Source organism: Pseudomonas reactans, from assembly GCF_013385825.1.
In the GTDB taxonomy this organism is placed as follows: domain Bacteria; phylum Pseudomonadota; class Gammaproteobacteria; order Pseudomonadales; family Pseudomonadaceae; genus Aquipseudomonas; species Aquipseudomonas reactans.
The window spans coordinates 357191-372619 of sequence record NZ_JACAPG010000008.1 but is presented as its reverse complement, the minus strand read 5'-3'; the positions used below and the strand labels follow the sequence as shown (position 1 = coordinate 372619).

Here is a 15429-nt window from a genome sequence, read left to right as displayed (position 1 = left end):
CTTCCAGCTCGCGGCTTGAAGCTTGTAACGTGAAGCTGCCCGGAGGGCTCCCCATGAGCTATGTGATCGACCGACGCCTCAATGGCAAGAACAAGAGCACGGTAAACCGTCAGCGTTTCCTGCGGCGTTACCGTGACCACATCAAAAAGGCCGTCGAAGAGGCCGTCAGCCGCCGTTCTATTACCGATATGGAGCATGGCGAGCAAATCAGCATCCCCGGACGGGACATCGACGAACCGGTGCTGCACCACGGCCGGGGCGGCAAACAGACCGTCGTTCATCCCGGCAACAAGGAATTCACCACTGGCGAACATATCCAGCGCCCCCAAGGTGGTGGTGGCGGTAAAGGCCCGGGCAAGGCGGGCAATTCCGGCGAAGGCATGGATGAGTTCGTGTTCCAGATCACCCAGGAAGAATTCCTCGAATTCATGTTCGAAGACCTGGAACTGCCCAACCTGGTCAAACGCAACCTGACCGGCACCGACACCTTCAAGACCGTACGCGCCGGGATCAGCAACGAGGGCAACCCGTCCCGCATCAACATCATCCGTACCCTGCGCTCGGCCCATGCCCGGCGTATCGCCCTGTCCGGCAGCAGCCGCGCCAAGTTGAAGGAAGCCAAGGAAGAATTAACGCGCTTGAAGCGCGAAGAACCGGACAACTTCGGCGATATCCAGAAAATCGAGGCAGAAATCGAGAAACTCAGCGCGCGCATTCACCGCGTGCCGTTCCTCGACACCTTCGACTTGAAATACAACCTGCTGGTCAAACAACCCAACCCCAGCTCCAAGGCGGTGATGTTCTGCCTGATGGACGTGTCGGGCTCCATGACCCAAGCCACCAAGGACATCGCCAAGCGCTTCTTCATTCTGTTGTACCTGTTCCTGAAGCGGAACTACGACAAGATCGACGTCGTGTTCATCCGCCACCACACCAGCGCCCGGGAAGTCGATGAAGAGGAATTCTTCTATTCGCGGGAAACCGGCGGCACCATCGTTTCCAGCGCCTTGAAGCTGATGCAGGAGATCATGGCCGAGCGCTACCCGGCCAACGAATGGAACATCTACGCCGCCCAGGCCTCGGACGGTGACAACTGGAACGACGACTCCCCAATCTGCCGTGACATCCTGATCAATCAGATCATGCCGTTCGTGCAGTACTACACTTATGTTGAAATCACCCCCCGTGAGCACCAGGCCCTGTGGTTCGAATACGAGCGCATCGGCGAAGCCTTTGCCGACACGTTCGTCCAGCAGCAACTGGTCTCGGCCGGCGATATCTACCCGGTCTTCCGTGAACTCTTCCAGCGCAGGTTAGTGACATGACCGCCAAAAAAGAGCAAAGACGCCAACCGATCTCCACGGGTTCCGAGTGGACCTTTGAACTGATCCAGGCCTATGACCGGGAAATCAGCCGCATTGCGGCGGGTTATGCCCTGGACACCTACCCCAACCAGATCGAAGTGATCACCGCCGAGCAGATGATGGATGCCTACGCCTCGGTCGGCATGCCGCTGGGTTATCACCATTGGTCCTACGGCAAACACTTCCTCAGCACCGAAAAGTCCTATACCCGGGGCCAGATGGGCCTGGCGTACGAAATCGTGATCAACTCCGACCCGTGCATCGCCTACCTGATGGAAGAGAACACCATCTGCATGCAGGCGTTGGTAGTGGCGCATGCCTGCTATGGGCATAACAGCTTCTTCAAGGGCAACTACCTGTTCCGCACCTGGACCGACGCCAGTTCGATCATCGATTACCTGGTGTTCGCCAAGCAGTACATCATGCAATGCGAAGAGCGCCACGGCATCGATGCGGTGGAAGACCTGCTCGATTCCTGCCATGCGCTGATGAACTACGGCGTCGACCGCTACAAACGCCCGTATCCAATCTCGGCCGAGGAAGAACGCCTGCGCCAGAAGGAGCGCGAGGAACACCTGCAGAAACAGATCAACGACCTGTGGCGCACCATTCCGAAAAAAACCGGCAAGAACAGCGATAAGGACAATGCACGCTTCCCCGCCGAACCTCAGGAAAACATCCTGTATTTCCTGGAAAAACACGCGCCGCTGTTGGAACCCTGGCAGCGTGAAATCGTGCGTATTGTGCGTAAGATCGCCCAGTACTTTTATCCACAGCGCCAGACCCAGGTGATGAACGAAGGCTGGGCGACGTTCTGGCACTACACACTGATGAACGACCTGTATGACGAAGGCCTGGTGACCGACGGCTTCATGATGGAGTTCCTCACCTCCCACACCAGCGTGGTGTTCCAGCCCGGCTTCGACAGCCCTTACTACAACGGCATCAACCCCTATGCCTTGGGTTTCGCCATGTACCGCGACATCCGGCGCATGTGTGAACACCCCACCGAGGAGGACCGCCGCTGGTTCCCGGAAATCGCCGGCAGCGATTGGCTGTCCACCATCAAGTTCGCCATGAGCAGCTTCAAGGACGAGAGTTTTATCCTGCAGTACCTGTCACCGCAGGTGATTCGCGACCTGAAACTGTTCAGCATTCTCGATGATGACCTCAAGGATGACCTGGTGGTACCGGCCATCCACGATGAACCCGGCTACCGCACCATTCGCGAAACCCTGGCAGCGCAGTACAACCTAGGCAACCGCGAGCCCAACGTGCAGATCTACAGCATCGATGTGCGCGGCGACCGCTCGCTGACCTTGCGTCACCAGCAGCACGACCGCAAACCCCTGGGCGAGTCCACCGAGGAAGTGCTCAAACACCTGCACAGGCTTTGGGGCTTTGATATCCACCTGGAAACCCTGCAGGGCGACCAAGTGATGAAAACCCACCACGTGCCACCGCGTACCGATCACAACGACAACGACTACGGCCGCCTGGACCTGGCCGTCGTTCACCTCTGAAGCAGCAAAGCCTCCATTGGCCAGGCACAGGCGGTATCCTGTGCCGCTAATGGAGGCTTTTTCATGAAAATCTACAAAGTCGGCGGTGCGGTGCGGGATCGCCTGCTGGGCATCCCGGTCACCGATATTGACCGTGTTGTCGTGGGTGCGACTGCTGAAGAAATGCTCGCCGACGGTTATAAACCAGTGGGCTCTGACTTTCCGGTGTTCCTCGACCCGCGAAACGGAGATGAGTACGCCCTCGCCCGCACCGAACGCAAAAGCGGCCGGGGTTACGGCGGCTTTGTTTTTCACGCCAGCCCCGAGGTGACGCTGGAAGAAGACCTGATTCGCCGCGACCTGACCATTAATGCTATGGCGGAAGACGACGACGGTAACTTGACCGACCCTTATCACGGTCAGCGAGATCTTGAAGCCCGCGTTCTGCGCCATGTTTCTCCGGCGTTCGCCGAAGATCCCCTGCGAGTGTTGCGTGTTGCACGCTTCGCCGCACGTTACGCGGCACTGGGGTTTACCGTCGCATCAGAAACACTTGAACTGATGCGCCAGCTCAGCGAATCCGGCGAACTGGAGGCGCTGACGCCCGAGCGCAGTTGGAAAGAAATCTCCCGCGCACTGATGGAAGACCAACCCCACGTGTTCATCCAGGTACTGCGCGACTGCGATGCACTGAAAACCTTGATGCCAGAAGTGAATGCCCTGTTCGGCGTCCCACAACCCGAAGCCCATCACCCGGAAATCGACACCGGCATTCACACCTTGAGCGTGCTGGAACAAGCGGCCTTGCACCAGCAGCCCCTTACCGTGCGCTGGGCCTGCCTGCTGCACGACCTGGGCAAAGGCACGACGCCTGTGGATAAGTTGCCGCAGCACATCGCCCATGAACAGCGGGGTTTGAAGCTGATCAAGGCCGTCAACGAACGCTTCAAGGTGCCAAGGGATTGCCAGGAGTTGGCGTTGCTGGTGGGCCAGTATCACACCCACGGTCATCGTGCACTGGAGCTGAAAGCCTCGACATTGCTGGAGTTGCTGCAAAGCTTCGACGTTTACCGTCGGCCGCAGCGCTTTGAAGAGTTCGTGGTCGCTTGCGAAATGGACGCCCGAGGCCGCAAGGGTCTGGAGCAGAGAAGTTATCCACAAGCGGATTACTTGCGCGGGGCCGCGAAGGTTGCCCGCGAAGTCGCGGTGGCGCCTTTGCTGGAGAAAGGCTTCAAAGGCCCGGAACTGGGCGAAGCGCTCAAGCGCGAAAGGCTCAAGGCCCTAAAAATCTACAAAGAAAGCCACGCACTGTAGGAGCCCGGCTTGCCGGCGATAGCGACCTCAGGAACGCCATCGCCGGCAAGCCAGCTCCTACAGGAAAATGTTCGGCGTGAGTTGCTGGCCTTGCCATTCAAATGCGACAGGCGCCAGCACCTGGTCAATCTGCGCCTCGCGCCACAACTCGGCCAACGTCTTGCCCGCCTCAGGGTGCACACGTTCCGGCGCCATCAACGACAGCGGCCACAGCACAAACGCGTTCTTGAGGATTTCTGCACGCGGCAGGATCAAACCATCGAAGTTACCCACCAGATCGCCATACAACAGCACATCGATATCCAGCGGCAAGCCCTTGCGATCCGGCGCATAACGACCATTATCCGCCTCGATGAATTTCAACCGGCGGTCCAACTCCATCAGCGACAGATCGGTGTAGGCCGACACCACCAGATTGAAGAACGGCCCGCTCTTGATGCCCACCGGCTGGCTTTCAAACACCGCTGAACAGCGCACATCCGTCAAAAAACCCGCCAGCGCATCCAGGCCAGCGCAGAGGTGAGACTCGCGCTCGATATTGCTGCCTAGACCTAGGTAAACCTGAGTTAGCGGCATCCGCGCTCGATCTCCACGCCCACACCCTTGGCCGCCGGTACGGCGCCTGGCTTGGTCAGTTTGAGGTGCAACCAGGGAATCTGGAATTCACTCATCAATACTTCGGCCAAGCGCTCGGCAAAGGTTTCCACCAGTTGGTACTGGGATTGCTCGGCAAAGGCCTGGATACGCGCGGATACACTGGCGTAATCCAGCGCCAACGTCAGGTCATCACCGGCCGCAGCCGGGCGGTTATCCCAGGCAAAGCTCAGGTCCAGGCGCAGGCATTGGCGGATTCCGCGCTCCCAGTCGTAGGCCCCGATCACGGTGTCGACTTCCAGGCCTTCGATAAACACTCTGTCCAAGCACTCTTCTCCGCAGCACGACAAGGGCGCGATGCCCCGTTAGAATCAGGGCGTCCTCGCCCGGAATAGTTAGCATGTTTTGGTTACTGGCGATTTTCGCCTACCTGCTCGGCTCGCTGTCCTTCGCCATTTTGCTCAGCCGCCTGACGGGAAATCCCGACCCGCGAATGAGTGGCTCAGGCAATGCCGGCGCCACCAATATGTTGCGCCTGGCCGGCAAGAAACTCGCCGTACTGACGCTGCTGGGCGACCTATGCAAGGGCCTGTTGCCCGTGCTGATCGCCAGCCTCGCCGGCCTGACCCTGCAACAGCAGGCCTGGATCGGCGTATGCGCGGTCCTCGGCCATCTGTTTCCTCTGTACTTCCGTTTTCGCGGTGGCAAAGGCGTCGCCACGGCAGCCGGCATGTTGCTGGGGATCTACCCGCCGGCGGCGTTGCTGGCCGTACTCGCCTGGCTGCTGACCTTCTACCTGACCCGCACCAGCTCGCTCGCCGCGCTGATCGCCACCCCGCTCACCCTGCCGCTACTGGCCTGGCAAGAACCGGCGGCACTGCTGCCGATGAGCGTGCTGACGCTGCTGATCGTCTGGCGCCACCGGAGCAATTTACGCGACCTGTTTGCCGGGCGCGAACGGCATTTTTAAATACCGTCGACGAGCCCTGCCCACCTTGGCGCCCTACAACGGCGACAACTGCTCCATCGGCCAGCGCGCCTGCACGCTGATTGCCAGGCTTTCGTGCTGCCCAGCCTGCAGGCGCTGGCAACCGGCATAGGCGATCATCGCGCCATTGTCGGTGCAGAACTCGGGGCGCGCGTAGAACACGTCGCCCTTCATGTCGCCGAGCATTTTTTCCAGCGAAGTGCGCAAGGCCTTGTTGGCGCTGACGCCGCCAGCGATCACCAGGCGCTTCATGCCCGCCTGTTTCAGGGCGCGCTTGCACTTGATGGTCAAAGTCTCCACCACGGCCTGCTGGAACGCCAGAGCGATGTCGCAACGGGCTTGCTCGCTGTCGTCTCCGGCGCTGACGCTTTGCTGCCAGGTGTTCAGCGCAGAGGTTTTCAAACCGCTGAAGCTGAACATCAGGCCTGGGCGATCACACATCGGTCGCGGGAAGGTGTAGCGACCGGCGACCCCTTTTTCGGCGAGACGGGCGATTTCCGGGCCACCGGGGTAATTGAGGCCCATCATCTTCGCGGTCTTGTCGAAGGCTTCACCGGCAGCATCGTCCAAAGATTCACCCAAAAGGGTGTATTGGCCGATTCCATCCACCTGAACCAACTGCGTATGGCCGCCCGAAACCAACAATGCGACGAACGGGAACTCTGGCGGTGTTTTTTCCAGCATCGGTGCCAGTAGATGGCCTTCCATATGGTGCACGCCGAGGGCCGGAATGCCCCAGGCAAACGCCAGCGCCTGGGCGCAAGAGGCCCCAACCAGCAGGGCTCCGACCAATCCGGGGCCTGCGGTGTAGGCGATTGCATCGATCTCGGTCGGCACGCAGCCGGCCTCATCCAACACCTGGCGGATCAGGGGCAGCATGCGTTTGACGTGATCACGGCTAGCCAGCTCCGGCACCACGCCACCATAGGCACGGTGCAGGTCGATCTGACTGAACAGCGCATCGGCCAAGAGCCCGCGTTCACTGTCGTAAAGTGCGACACCGGTTTCGTCGCAGGAGGTTTCAAGTCCCAGTACTAGCATGGGTTTGCGCCTTGTAGAGGCTGAATTCGAAGGCGCGCATAATAGTCGCCACTCCCCCTCCCGACTAGCGGTTTTCGATCAGAGGCTTTGCATTCCGGGCAATGAGGGGTTAACATCCGCAACCCTTAAAAACCGACGACCTCAGCCGCGAATTTTTTGCGACGAGAACGTTGATCCCGGTAATGAAAGAAGGTAGCTCTGGATGCCAGCCGTCAAAGTTAAAGAGAACGAACCCTTCGACGTAGCTCTGCGTCGTTTCAAGCGCTCCTGCGAAAAAGCCGGTGTACTGGCTGAAGTTCGTAGCCGCGAATTTTACGAGAAGCCAACTTCTGAGCGTAAGCGTAAAGCAGCAGCCGCTGTTAAGCGTCACGCCAAGAAAGTTCAGCGCGAACAGCGCCGCGCCGTTCGTCTGTACTAATACACAGACGTTCGTAGCAAGCTTCTGCCAAGCCCGGCCCTCAGCCGGGCTAATGGCATTTGCGGATATCGCTTGATGCTTCACTGTTGACGCCGCACATGCGACCGATACAACTGTTTCACACGTCAGGACTGGCTCTTTTGCCAGCGGTGCACGTCTCTTCTGACGAGCCTATCAAGGCTACTGACGAGCACACTTATTCTTCAAACAGGCGATCAACTGTATCGACTGTGCCCGACGATGAGCTTCCGAGGCCGCCATTGGCCTAGACCGGATGCCGGGGCAACATTTCCATGCCAAAAACCTGATTGAAACTAACGTCAGTGAATGAACGGCAGATACACTTCCTGAATGCCCAAGCAGACAACTGATGAACGAGCCACGCACTGCGTTCGCTTGAGCAATCATTGGGCCCTCATTGACACGCAGTGATGACGAGAACGCCATGGCCGGGCTGATTCCCCAGAGCTTTATTGACGACCTTCTGAACCGCACCGACATCGTCGATGTTGTCAGCTCGCGCGTGCAACTGAAAAAAGCCGGCAAGAACTACACCGCCTGCTGCCCGTTCCACAAAGAGAAAACCCCGTCGTTCAGCGTCAGCCCCGACAAGCAGTTCTATTACTGCTTCGGCTGCGGCGCAGGCGGCAACGCACTGGGTTTTCTCATGGACCACGACAACCTGGATTTTCCCCAGGCCATCGAGGACCTGGCAAAAGCCGCCGGCATGGAAGTCCCACGCGAAGAAAGTGGCCGCCCACACAAGCCGCGCCAGCCCACCGATTCGCCGCTGTACCCGCTGCTGACAGCCGCTGCCGAGTTTTATCGTCAAGCGCTTAAAAGCCATCCGCAGCGCAAGGCCGCTGTCGATTACCTGAAAGGCCGCGGCCTCACCGGGGAAATCGCCCGGGACTTCGGTTTGGGGTTCGCACCGCCCGGCTGGGACAACCTGTACAAACACCTGAGCAGCGACACTCTCCAGCAAAAGGCCATGATCGATGCCGGCCTGCTGGTGGAAAACGCCGAGACCGGCAAGCGCTACGACCGTTTCCGCGACCGGGTGATGTTCCCGATCCGCGACAGCCGGGGCCGCATCATCGCCTTTGGTGGCCGCGTACTGGGGGACGACAAGCCCAAGTACCTGAACTCCCCGGAAACCCCGGTGTTCCACAAAGGCCAAGAACTCTACGGCCTGTTTGAAGCACGCAAGAACAACCGCAATCTCGATGAAATCATCGTGGTTGAAGGCTATATGGACGTGATCGCCCTCGCCCAGCAAGGCCTGCGCAACGCCGTTGCCACTTTGGGTACCGCCACCAGCGAAGAGCACATGAAACGCCTGTTTCGCGTGGTGCCCAGTGTGCTGTTTTGTTTCGACGGTGACCAAGCAGGCCGCAATGCCGCTTGGCGCGCACTTGAAGCCACGCTGTCGAGCCTGCAGGACGGGCGTCGCGCACGCTTCCTCTTCCTGCCTGAAGGCGAAGACCCGGATACCCTGGTCCGCTCCGAAGGCACCGACGCGTTCCGCGCGCGCATCAACCAGCATGCACAGCCGCTGGCCGACTACTTCTTCCAGCAACTGACCGAAGAAGCCGACCCGCGCTCCCTTGAAGGCAAGGCCCACATGGCCACCCTCGCGGCGCCGCTGATCGACAAAGTACCCGGCGCCAACCTGAAATCGCTGATGCGCATGCGCTTGCAGGAAATCACCGGGTTAAGCGGCGAAGCCGTCAGCCAACTGGTGCACAACACCCCGCATGATGCGCCGCCACCGGCCTATGACCCAGGCATGGATTACGACGCCATGCCGGACTATTCCGACTTCCATCAACCGCAGGAGGCCTACGCGCCCCAGCAAGAGTGGACACCGAAAAAGTCTGGCAGCGACGGCAAGAAATGGGAAAAGAAACCCTGGAGCAAGAACGGCAAGCGCGGTGATCGCGATGAAGCCTACGCTCCGCGAACTCCTGTCGCCGTAGAGGCTCCAACGCTCATTGCGCTGCGCACACTCATCCATCACCCGCAACTGGCGGAAAAGGTCGAGAGTGCTGATCATTTTGCCAATGCGAGCAACACTTACGCCCAGGTACTGATCGCCCTGATCGAGGCGGTACAGAAAAATCCTAAGCTAAACTCAATCCAGTTGATGGCGCGCTGGCACGGCACCGAACAGGGCCGACTGCTGAAAGCCCTCGCGGAAAAGGAGTGGCTAATTGACGGCGATAACCTTGAACAACAGTTTTTAGACACCATTACTAGGTTATCCGCGGGTCAGCACACACAGACCCTCGATGACCTGATCAAGAAAGCAAGGCAGCCGGATTTATCGGCTGAAGAGAAGATTCAGATAGCAAAACAGATGCGCGACCTCTTAAAACAGAACGTTTGCGCATCAAACCCGACCTCAACTGGCGCGTGAGGTCATAGCTCAGGTATAATCCTCGGCTTGTTTTTTGCCCGCCAAGACCTTCAGTGGATAGGGTGTTATGTCCGGAAAAGCGCAACAGCAGTCTCGTATCAAAGAGTTGATCGTTCTCGGTCGTGAGCAGGGTTACCTGACTTACGCGGAGGTCAACGACCACCTGCCTGAGGATATTTCAGATCCAGAGCAGGTGGAAGACATCATCCGCATGATTAACGACATGGGGATCAACGTATTCGAAGCTGCGCCAGATAAGGATTCCCTTATGCTGGCGGACGCCGATACCGACGAGGCTGCCGCTGAAGAAGCGGCTGCCGCGCTGGCTGCTGTGGAGACCGATATCGGTCGTACCACCGACCCTGTGCGCATGTATATGCGTGAAATGGGTACCGTCGAGCTGCTGACACGCGAAGGCGAAATCGAAATCGCCAAGCGTATCGAAGAGGGCATCCGTGAAGTGATGGGCGCAATCGCGCACTTCCCTGGCACGGTTGACCATATTCTCTCCGAGTACACCCGCGTCACCACCGAAGGTGGCCGCCTGTCCGACGTGCTGAGTGGCTACATCGACCCGGACGACGGCATTGCGCCGCCTGCCGCCGAAGTGCCGCCGCCTGTCGATGCCAAGGCTGCGAAAGCGGACGACGACTCCGAAGACGACGACGCTGAAGCCAGCGGCGACGACGAAGACGAAGTTGAAAGCGGTCCAGACCCGATCATCGCTGCCCAGCGTTTCGGTGCGGTTTCCGATCAAATGGAAATCACCCGCAAGGCCCTGAAAAAGCACGGTCGCGCCAACAAGCAGGCCATCGCCGAGCTGCTGGCCCTGGCTGAGCTGTTCATGCCGATCAAGCTGGTGCCGAAGCAATTCGAAGGCCTGGTTGAGCGGGTTCGCAGCGCCCTGGAGCGTCTGCGTGCACAAGAGCGTGCGATCATGCAGCTCTGTGTCCGTGACGCGCGCATGCCGCGTGCCGACTTCCTGCGTCAGTTCCCGAGCAACGAAGTAGATGAAAGCTGGACCGACGCACTGGCCAAGGGCAAGGCGAAGTACGCCGAAGCCATTGGTCGCCTGCAGCCGGACATCATCCGTTGCCAGCAAAAGCTGCAAGCATTGGAGACCGAAACCGGTCTGACGATTGCCGAGATCAAGGACATCAACCGTCGCATGTCGATCGGTGAGGCCAAGGCCCGCCGTGCGAAGAAAGAGATGGTTGAAGCGAACTTGCGCCTGGTGATCTCCATCGCCAAGAAGTACACCAACCGTGGCCTGCAATTCCTCGACCTGATCCAGGAAGGCAACATCGGCTTGATGAAGGCTGTGGACAAGTTCGAATACCGTCGTGGTTACAAGTTCTCGACCTATGCCACCTGGTGGATCCGTCAGGCGATCACTCGCTCGATCGCCGACCAGGCCCGCACCATCCGTATTCCGGTGCACATGATCGAGACGATCAACAAGCTCAACCGTATTTCCCGGCAGATGTTGCAGGAAATGGGTCGCGAACCGACCCCGGAAGAGCTGGGCGAACGCATGGAAATGCCTGAGGATAAGATCCGCAAGGTATTGAAGATCGCTAAAGAGCCGATCTCCATGGAAACCCCGATTGGTGATGACGAAGACTCCCATCTGGGTGACTTCATCGAAGACTCGACCATGCAGTCGCCAATCGATGTCGCCACCGTTGAGAGCCTGAAAGAAGCGACTCGCGACGTACTGTCCGGCCTCACTGCACGTGAAGCCAAGGTACTGCGCATGCGTTTCGGCATCGACATGAATACCGACCACACCCTTGAGGAAGTCGGTAAGCAGTTTGACGTGACCCGTGAGCGGATCCGTCAAATCGAAGCCAAGGCGCTGCGCAAGTTGCGCCACCCGACGCGAAGCGAGCATCTGCGCTCCTTCCTCGACGAGTGATACCAGAACCCCCGGCCCAGGCCGGGGGTTTTGTTTTGTATCGATAAAACCTCGCGCAACACCCCTCCCCCGCAATGCCCGTCTACACTCGAAACATTCCCCGTGCCATAACGAGACCGTTATGCCCAGATTGCCGGCTGTGTTTTTGCTGTGGCTGCTGACCTGGACCGCAACGGCTGGCGCATTGACTCTTAGCGATGATGAGCGTGACTGGCTGGCGGACCATCAGGAGTTGCGCCTCGGGGTGGATGCGTCATGGCCACCCTTTGAATACCGTGACGAGAGTGGCCGCTACCAAGGCTTGGCGGCAGATTATGTGCGCCTGATCCAGGATCGCCTCGGCGTGCGCGTCAAATTGATCGAGCCGGCAAACTGGAGTGCAGTACTGGAGCAGGCCCGCAACAACCAACTCGACCTGCTGCCGGGCATCATGTCCACGCCGGAACGCCAGGGCTATATGGCGTTCACCCGGCCTTACCTGGACTTCCCCATCGTTATCCTGGCCCATGAGGGCGGCGCCAAACCGCGCACCCTGAAAGACCTCTACGGCTTGAAGATTGCCGTGGTGGAAAACTACGCCCCCCATGAACTGCTGCGCACCCATCATCCCGATCTCAACCTGGTCGCCATGCCAAATGTCAGCTCGACGCTGCAAGCCCTGGCCACCGATGAAGTAGATGCAGTGGTCGGCGATCTCGCCTCCAGTGTCTGGAGCCTGCGCCAACTCAAGCTCGATGGCTTGTACGTTAGCGGCGAAACCCCCTACCGCTACCAATTGGCAATGGGTGTACCGCGCGATAACAAAATGCTGGTGGGCATCCTGGACAAGGTACTCGCCGACCTCAGCACGCAAGAAACCGACGCCATCCAGCAGCATTGGGTCGGCAGCTTTACCGATCACCGCACCTTCTGGACCGACCTGCTGCTTTACGGCCTGCCTGCCGTGCTGTTGCTGAGCACCGTGCTGGCCGTGGTCATTAGGATCAATCGCCGACTTAGTTCGGAAATTTCCCGCCGCGTAGCCCTCGAACAGGAACTGCGCAGTAGCGAATATCACTATCGCGGTTTGGTCGAGAGCCTGTCAGCCATTGCCTGGGAAGCCAGTATCACCGACTTCACCTACAGCTACGTGTCGCCCCACGCCGAAGATTTGCTGGGTTACCCACGCGCGCATTGGCTGATTCCAGGGTTCTGGCGCAATATCATTCACCCCGCCGACCTGATCCGCACCGAGGCCTACTGCTATAGGGAAACCCGCGCCAACCGCGACCACAGCATTGATTACCGAGTGATCACCGCTGACGGCCGTTGCCTATGGGTGCGCGACATTGTCAGCCTGATCGAACATGGTCATGAGCCGGTTTTGCGCGGCTTGATGATCGATATCAGCGAGGCCAAGCGCACTGAGGAGGCCTTGCAGCTATCCGAGCAGAAATTCGCCTCGGTGTTTCAGCAGTGCCCTGACATGCTGGTCATTGCTCGGTTATCCGATGGCTGCCTGCTGGAGGTGAACAAGGCGTTCGAAGACCAGATTGGCCTGACGGCCGAACAGGTCATCGGTAAAACCGCTACCGAGCTGAATATCTGGGGTATCCAGGGTGTCGGTCCCGACCTGCTGCAACGGGTGCAAACCACTAGCATCCGCAACCTGGAAATGCCCTTTCTGCGCAGCAATGGCCAGGCCTTTACCGGCCTGATTTCCGCCGAACCGTTCCAACTCGACACTACAGAGGCCATCGTGGTGGTGGTGCGCGACATCACCCAACTCAAGGAAACCCAGCAACAACTGCAAACCTCCGAAGAGAAATTCGCCAAGGCTTTCCACGCCTCCCCCGACGGCTTACTGCTGAGCCGACAGCGCGATGGCCTGTTGATTGAGGTCAACGACGGTTTCAGTCGGATCACCGGTTTCAACAGTGCCACATCCCTGGACCAATCAAGCTTGGACCTGGGTATATGGGTCGACCTCAACGAACGCAAACACATGCTGGAGATGATGCAGCGCGATGGTTTTGTGCGTGACTTCATCTGCCATATACGCCGCAGCGATGGGCAGATCCGACTGTGCGAGCTGTCCAGCCGCCCGCTGCCGATTGGCGATGAAGACTGCATGCTGACCATCGCGCGGGACATCACCGAGCGCCAGCTGATGCAGGAAAAACTGCAACAAGCCGCCACGGTGTTCGAGAGCACCGCTGAAGGTGTGTTGATCACAGACACCCGGCAGAACATCAGCGCCGTCAACCGTGCCTTCACCGAGATCACTGGCTACAGCGAAGCCGAAGCCCTCGGCCACACCCCGCGCCTGCTGGCCTCCGGCCTGCATGACAGCGCCTTCTACGCAGCCATGTGGCACCAGTTGACCGCCCAGGGACACTGGCAGGGCGAGATCTCCAACCGCCGCAAGAACGGCGAAGTGTACCCAAGCTGGTTGACGATCAGCGCCGTGCGCAACCGCGACCAATTGATCACGCACTTCGTCGCAGTGTTTGCCGACATCTCCAGTCTCAAACTCGCCCAGGCCCGCCTCGACTACCAGGCGCATCACGACCCGTTGACCGGCCTGCCCAACCGCACGCTGTTCGAAAGCCGGTTGCAAGCTGCCCTCAACGGCCATCAGGAAACCGGCAAACAAGGCGCCGTGCTGTTTCTCGACCTGGACCGTTTCAAACACATCAACGACAGCCTCGGACACCCCATCGGCGACTTGCTGCTCAAAGACATCGCCGTGCGCCTCAAGGAGCAACTGCGCGACATTGACACCGTCGCCCGCCTGGGCGGTGACGAATTCATCATCCTGCTCCCCGGCCTGCAGCACGCCAGCGACGCCCAATACCTGGCCAATAAACTGCTGGCCTGCTTCACGCCGCCGTTCCAGGCGGGTGAGCACGAGTTTTTTATCAGCGCCAGCATCGGCACCAGCCTGTACCCCGAGGACGGCACCGACGTCGCCACCCTGGTCAAGAACGCCGACGCGGCGATGTATCGCTCAAAGGCCAAGGGCCGTAACCGGGTCGAAAGCTATACCCGCGACCTGACTGCCCAGGCCAACGAACGCGTGGCACTGGAGCACGAACTGCGCCGCGCCATCGAGCGCGATGAGCTGAGCCTCTACTACCAGCCCAAGCTGAGCCTGACGACCCACGAATTGATCGGTGCCGAAGCGCTGATTCGTTGGCGTCACCCCACCTTTGGCGACGTACCGCCCGAACACTTCATCGCCCTGGCCGAAGAAAACGGCATGATTCTGCAGATCGGTGACTGGGTGCTGGAACAAGCCTGCCGGCAAATGCACGCCTGGCAAGGCCACTTCGACGATTTCGGCCCGTTGTCGGTCAACCTGGCCGGCGCGCAGTTACGTCACCCCGGCTTATTGGGCCGTATCAAACAGTTGCTGCATGACTACCGACTCGCCCCCGGCCGCCTGCAACTGGAAATCACCGAAAACTTCATCATGAGCCAGGCTGAAGAGGCGCTGGAGGTGCTGCACCAGCTCAAAGACCTCGGCGTACAGCTTGCGATTGATGACTTTGGCACCGGCTACTCGTCCCTCAGCTACCTCAAGCGCCTGCCCCTGGATTTCCTCAAGATCGACCAATCCTTCGTCCGCGGCCTGCCCGACGACCCCCACGACGCCGCCATCGTCCGCGCCATCATCGCCCTGGGCCACAGCATGCAATTCACCATCATCGCCGAAGGCGTGGAGAGCCCCGCACAGCAAGCTTTCCTGGCCGCTGAAGGCTGCGAACAAATGCAAGGCTACATCGTCAGCCTGCCGCTACCGCCGGAGCTTTTTGCTGCTACGTTTCTTCGTATGCGCATTGAGGATTATTCGGATGGCACAGCGGGTAAACCATCGTTATAATCCGCG

General features: G+C 59.2%; 11 protein-coding genes. 8 read left to right on the top strand and 3 right to left on the bottom strand.

The genetic code is table 11. The features are described from left to right. Nucleotides 1–53 precede the first annotated feature (53 nt). The 3 genes from HX868_RS10025 (at nucleotide 54) to HX868_RS10015 (ending at nucleotide 4180) form a co-directional block, all read left to right on the top strand. Entirely contained in the window at nucleotides 54–1325 is a 1272-nt protein-coding gene (locus HX868_RS10025; RefSeq protein ID WP_177002723.1) for a YeaH/YhbH family protein, read from the top strand. Further along, complete coding sequence (locus HX868_RS10020) at nucleotides 1322–2887, top strand: SpoVR family protein (RefSeq protein ID WP_177002722.1); 1566 nt, start codon at nucleotides 1322–1324, stop codon at nucleotides 2885–2887. Before HX868_RS10025 ends, HX868_RS10020 begins: the two co-directional genes overlap by 4 nt. 63 nt (nucleotides 2888–2950) lie before the next feature. Next, on the top strand, nucleotides 2951–4180 hold the full coding sequence (locus HX868_RS10015; RefSeq protein WP_177002721.1) for a multifunctional CCA addition/repair protein: 1230 nt from the start codon (nucleotides 2951–2953) through the stop codon (nucleotides 4178–4180). Between the two features lie 57 nt (nucleotides 4181–4237). On the opposite strand, the gene folK is transcribed toward HX868_RS10015, so the two are convergent. Together folK and folB are read right to left on the bottom strand one after the other, a co-directional pair. Beyond that, the gene (gene folK / locus HX868_RS10010; RefSeq protein ID WP_177002720.1) at nucleotides 4238–4756 is read right to left on the bottom strand and encodes a 2-amino-4-hydroxy-6-hydroxymethyldihydropteridine diphosphokinase; all 519 of its coding nucleotides are present in this window, start codon (nucleotides 4754–4756) and stop codon (nucleotides 4238–4240) included. Beyond that, entirely contained in the window at nucleotides 4747–5100 is a 354-nt protein-coding gene (folB, locus tag HX868_RS10005) for a dihydroneopterin aldolase (protein ID WP_015886183.1), read from the bottom strand. Before folB ends, folK begins: the two co-directional genes overlap by 10 nt. A gap of 74 nt (nucleotides 5101–5174) precedes the next feature. Here folB and plsY point away from each other — a divergent pair, with 74 nt between their 5' ends. Continuing rightward, complete coding sequence (gene plsY / locus HX868_RS10000) at nucleotides 5175–5744, top strand: glycerol-3-phosphate 1-O-acyltransferase PlsY (protein ID WP_177002719.1); 570 nt, start codon at nucleotides 5175–5177, stop codon at nucleotides 5742–5744. A gap of 33 nt (nucleotides 5745–5777) precedes the next feature. Here the strand turns inward: plsY and tsaD are convergent, their stop codons facing one another. After that, on the bottom strand, nucleotides 5778–6803 hold the full coding sequence (gene tsaD / locus HX868_RS09995) for a tRNA (adenosine(37)-N6)-threonylcarbamoyltransferase complex transferase subunit TsaD (RefSeq protein ID WP_028618170.1): 1026 nt from the start codon (nucleotides 6801–6803) through the stop codon (nucleotides 5778–5780). 202 nt (nucleotides 6804–7005) lie between these two features. Between tsaD and rpsU the strand changes: the two genes are divergently transcribed. The 4 genes from rpsU to HX868_RS09975 all read left to right on the top strand — a co-directional run bounded on the left by rpsU (nucleotide 7006) and on the right by HX868_RS09975 (nucleotide 15423). Then, the gene (gene rpsU / locus HX868_RS09990; RefSeq protein ID WP_002551877.1) at nucleotides 7006–7221 is read left to right on the top strand and encodes a 30S ribosomal protein S21; all 216 of its coding nucleotides are present in this window, start codon (nucleotides 7006–7008) and stop codon (nucleotides 7219–7221) included. Between the two features lie 445 nt (nucleotides 7222–7666). Beyond that, a complete protein-coding gene (gene dnaG / locus HX868_RS09985) occupies nucleotides 7667–9640 on the top strand; it encodes a DNA primase (RefSeq protein WP_016977865.1) in 1974 nt (657 codons plus the stop codon). A 67-nt stretch (nucleotides 9641–9707) separates the two neighbouring features. Next, nucleotides 9708–11558, top strand: a complete 1851-nt coding sequence (gene rpoD, locus HX868_RS09980) for an RNA polymerase sigma factor RpoD (protein WP_016977864.1) — start codon at nucleotides 9708–9710, stop codon at nucleotides 11556–11558. Between the two features lie 121 nt (nucleotides 11559–11679). Then, complete coding sequence (locus HX868_RS09975) at nucleotides 11680–15423, top strand: bifunctional diguanylate cyclase/phosphodiesterase (RefSeq protein ID WP_177002718.1); 3744 nt, start codon at nucleotides 11680–11682, stop codon at nucleotides 15421–15423. Nucleotides 15424–15429 lie beyond the last annotated feature (6 nt).

What these genes read in the sequence shown, in the direction of transcription:
- HX868_RS09975 (WP_177002718.1), top strand. Translation starts at nt 11,680, where the DNA reads ATGCCCAGATTGCCGGCTGTGTTTTTGCTGTGGCTGCTGACCTGGACC.
- rpsU (WP_002551877.1), top strand. Translation starts at nt 7,006, where the DNA reads ATGCCAGCCGTCAAAGTTAAAGAGAACGAACCCTTCGACGTAGCTCTG.
- plsY (WP_177002719.1), top strand. Translation starts at nt 5,175, where the DNA reads ATGTTTTGGTTACTGGCGATTTTCGCCTACCTGCTCGGCTCGCTGTCC.
- folK (WP_177002720.1), bottom strand. Translation starts at nt 4,756, where the DNA reads ATGCCGCTAACTCAGGTTTACCTAGGTCTAGGCAGCAATATCGAGCGC.
- HX868_RS10015 (WP_177002721.1), top strand. Translation starts at nt 2,951, where the DNA reads ATGAAAATCTACAAAGTCGGCGGTGCGGTGCGGGATCGCCTGCTGGGC.
- tsaD (WP_028618170.1), bottom strand. Translation starts at nt 6,803, where the DNA reads ATGCTAGTACTGGGACTTGAAACCTCCTGCGACGAAACCGGTGTCGCA.
- dnaG (WP_016977865.1), top strand. Translation starts at nt 7,667, where the DNA reads ATGGCCGGGCTGATTCCCCAGAGCTTTATTGACGACCTTCTGAACCGC.
- HX868_RS10020 (WP_177002722.1), top strand. Translation starts at nt 1,322, where the DNA reads ATGACCGCCAAAAAAGAGCAAAGACGCCAACCGATCTCCACGGGTTCC.
- rpoD (WP_016977864.1), top strand. Translation starts at nt 9,708, where the DNA reads ATGTCCGGAAAAGCGCAACAGCAGTCTCGTATCAAAGAGTTGATCGTT.
- HX868_RS10025 (WP_177002723.1), top strand. Translation starts at nt 54, where the DNA reads ATGAGCTATGTGATCGACCGACGCCTCAATGGCAAGAACAAGAGCACG.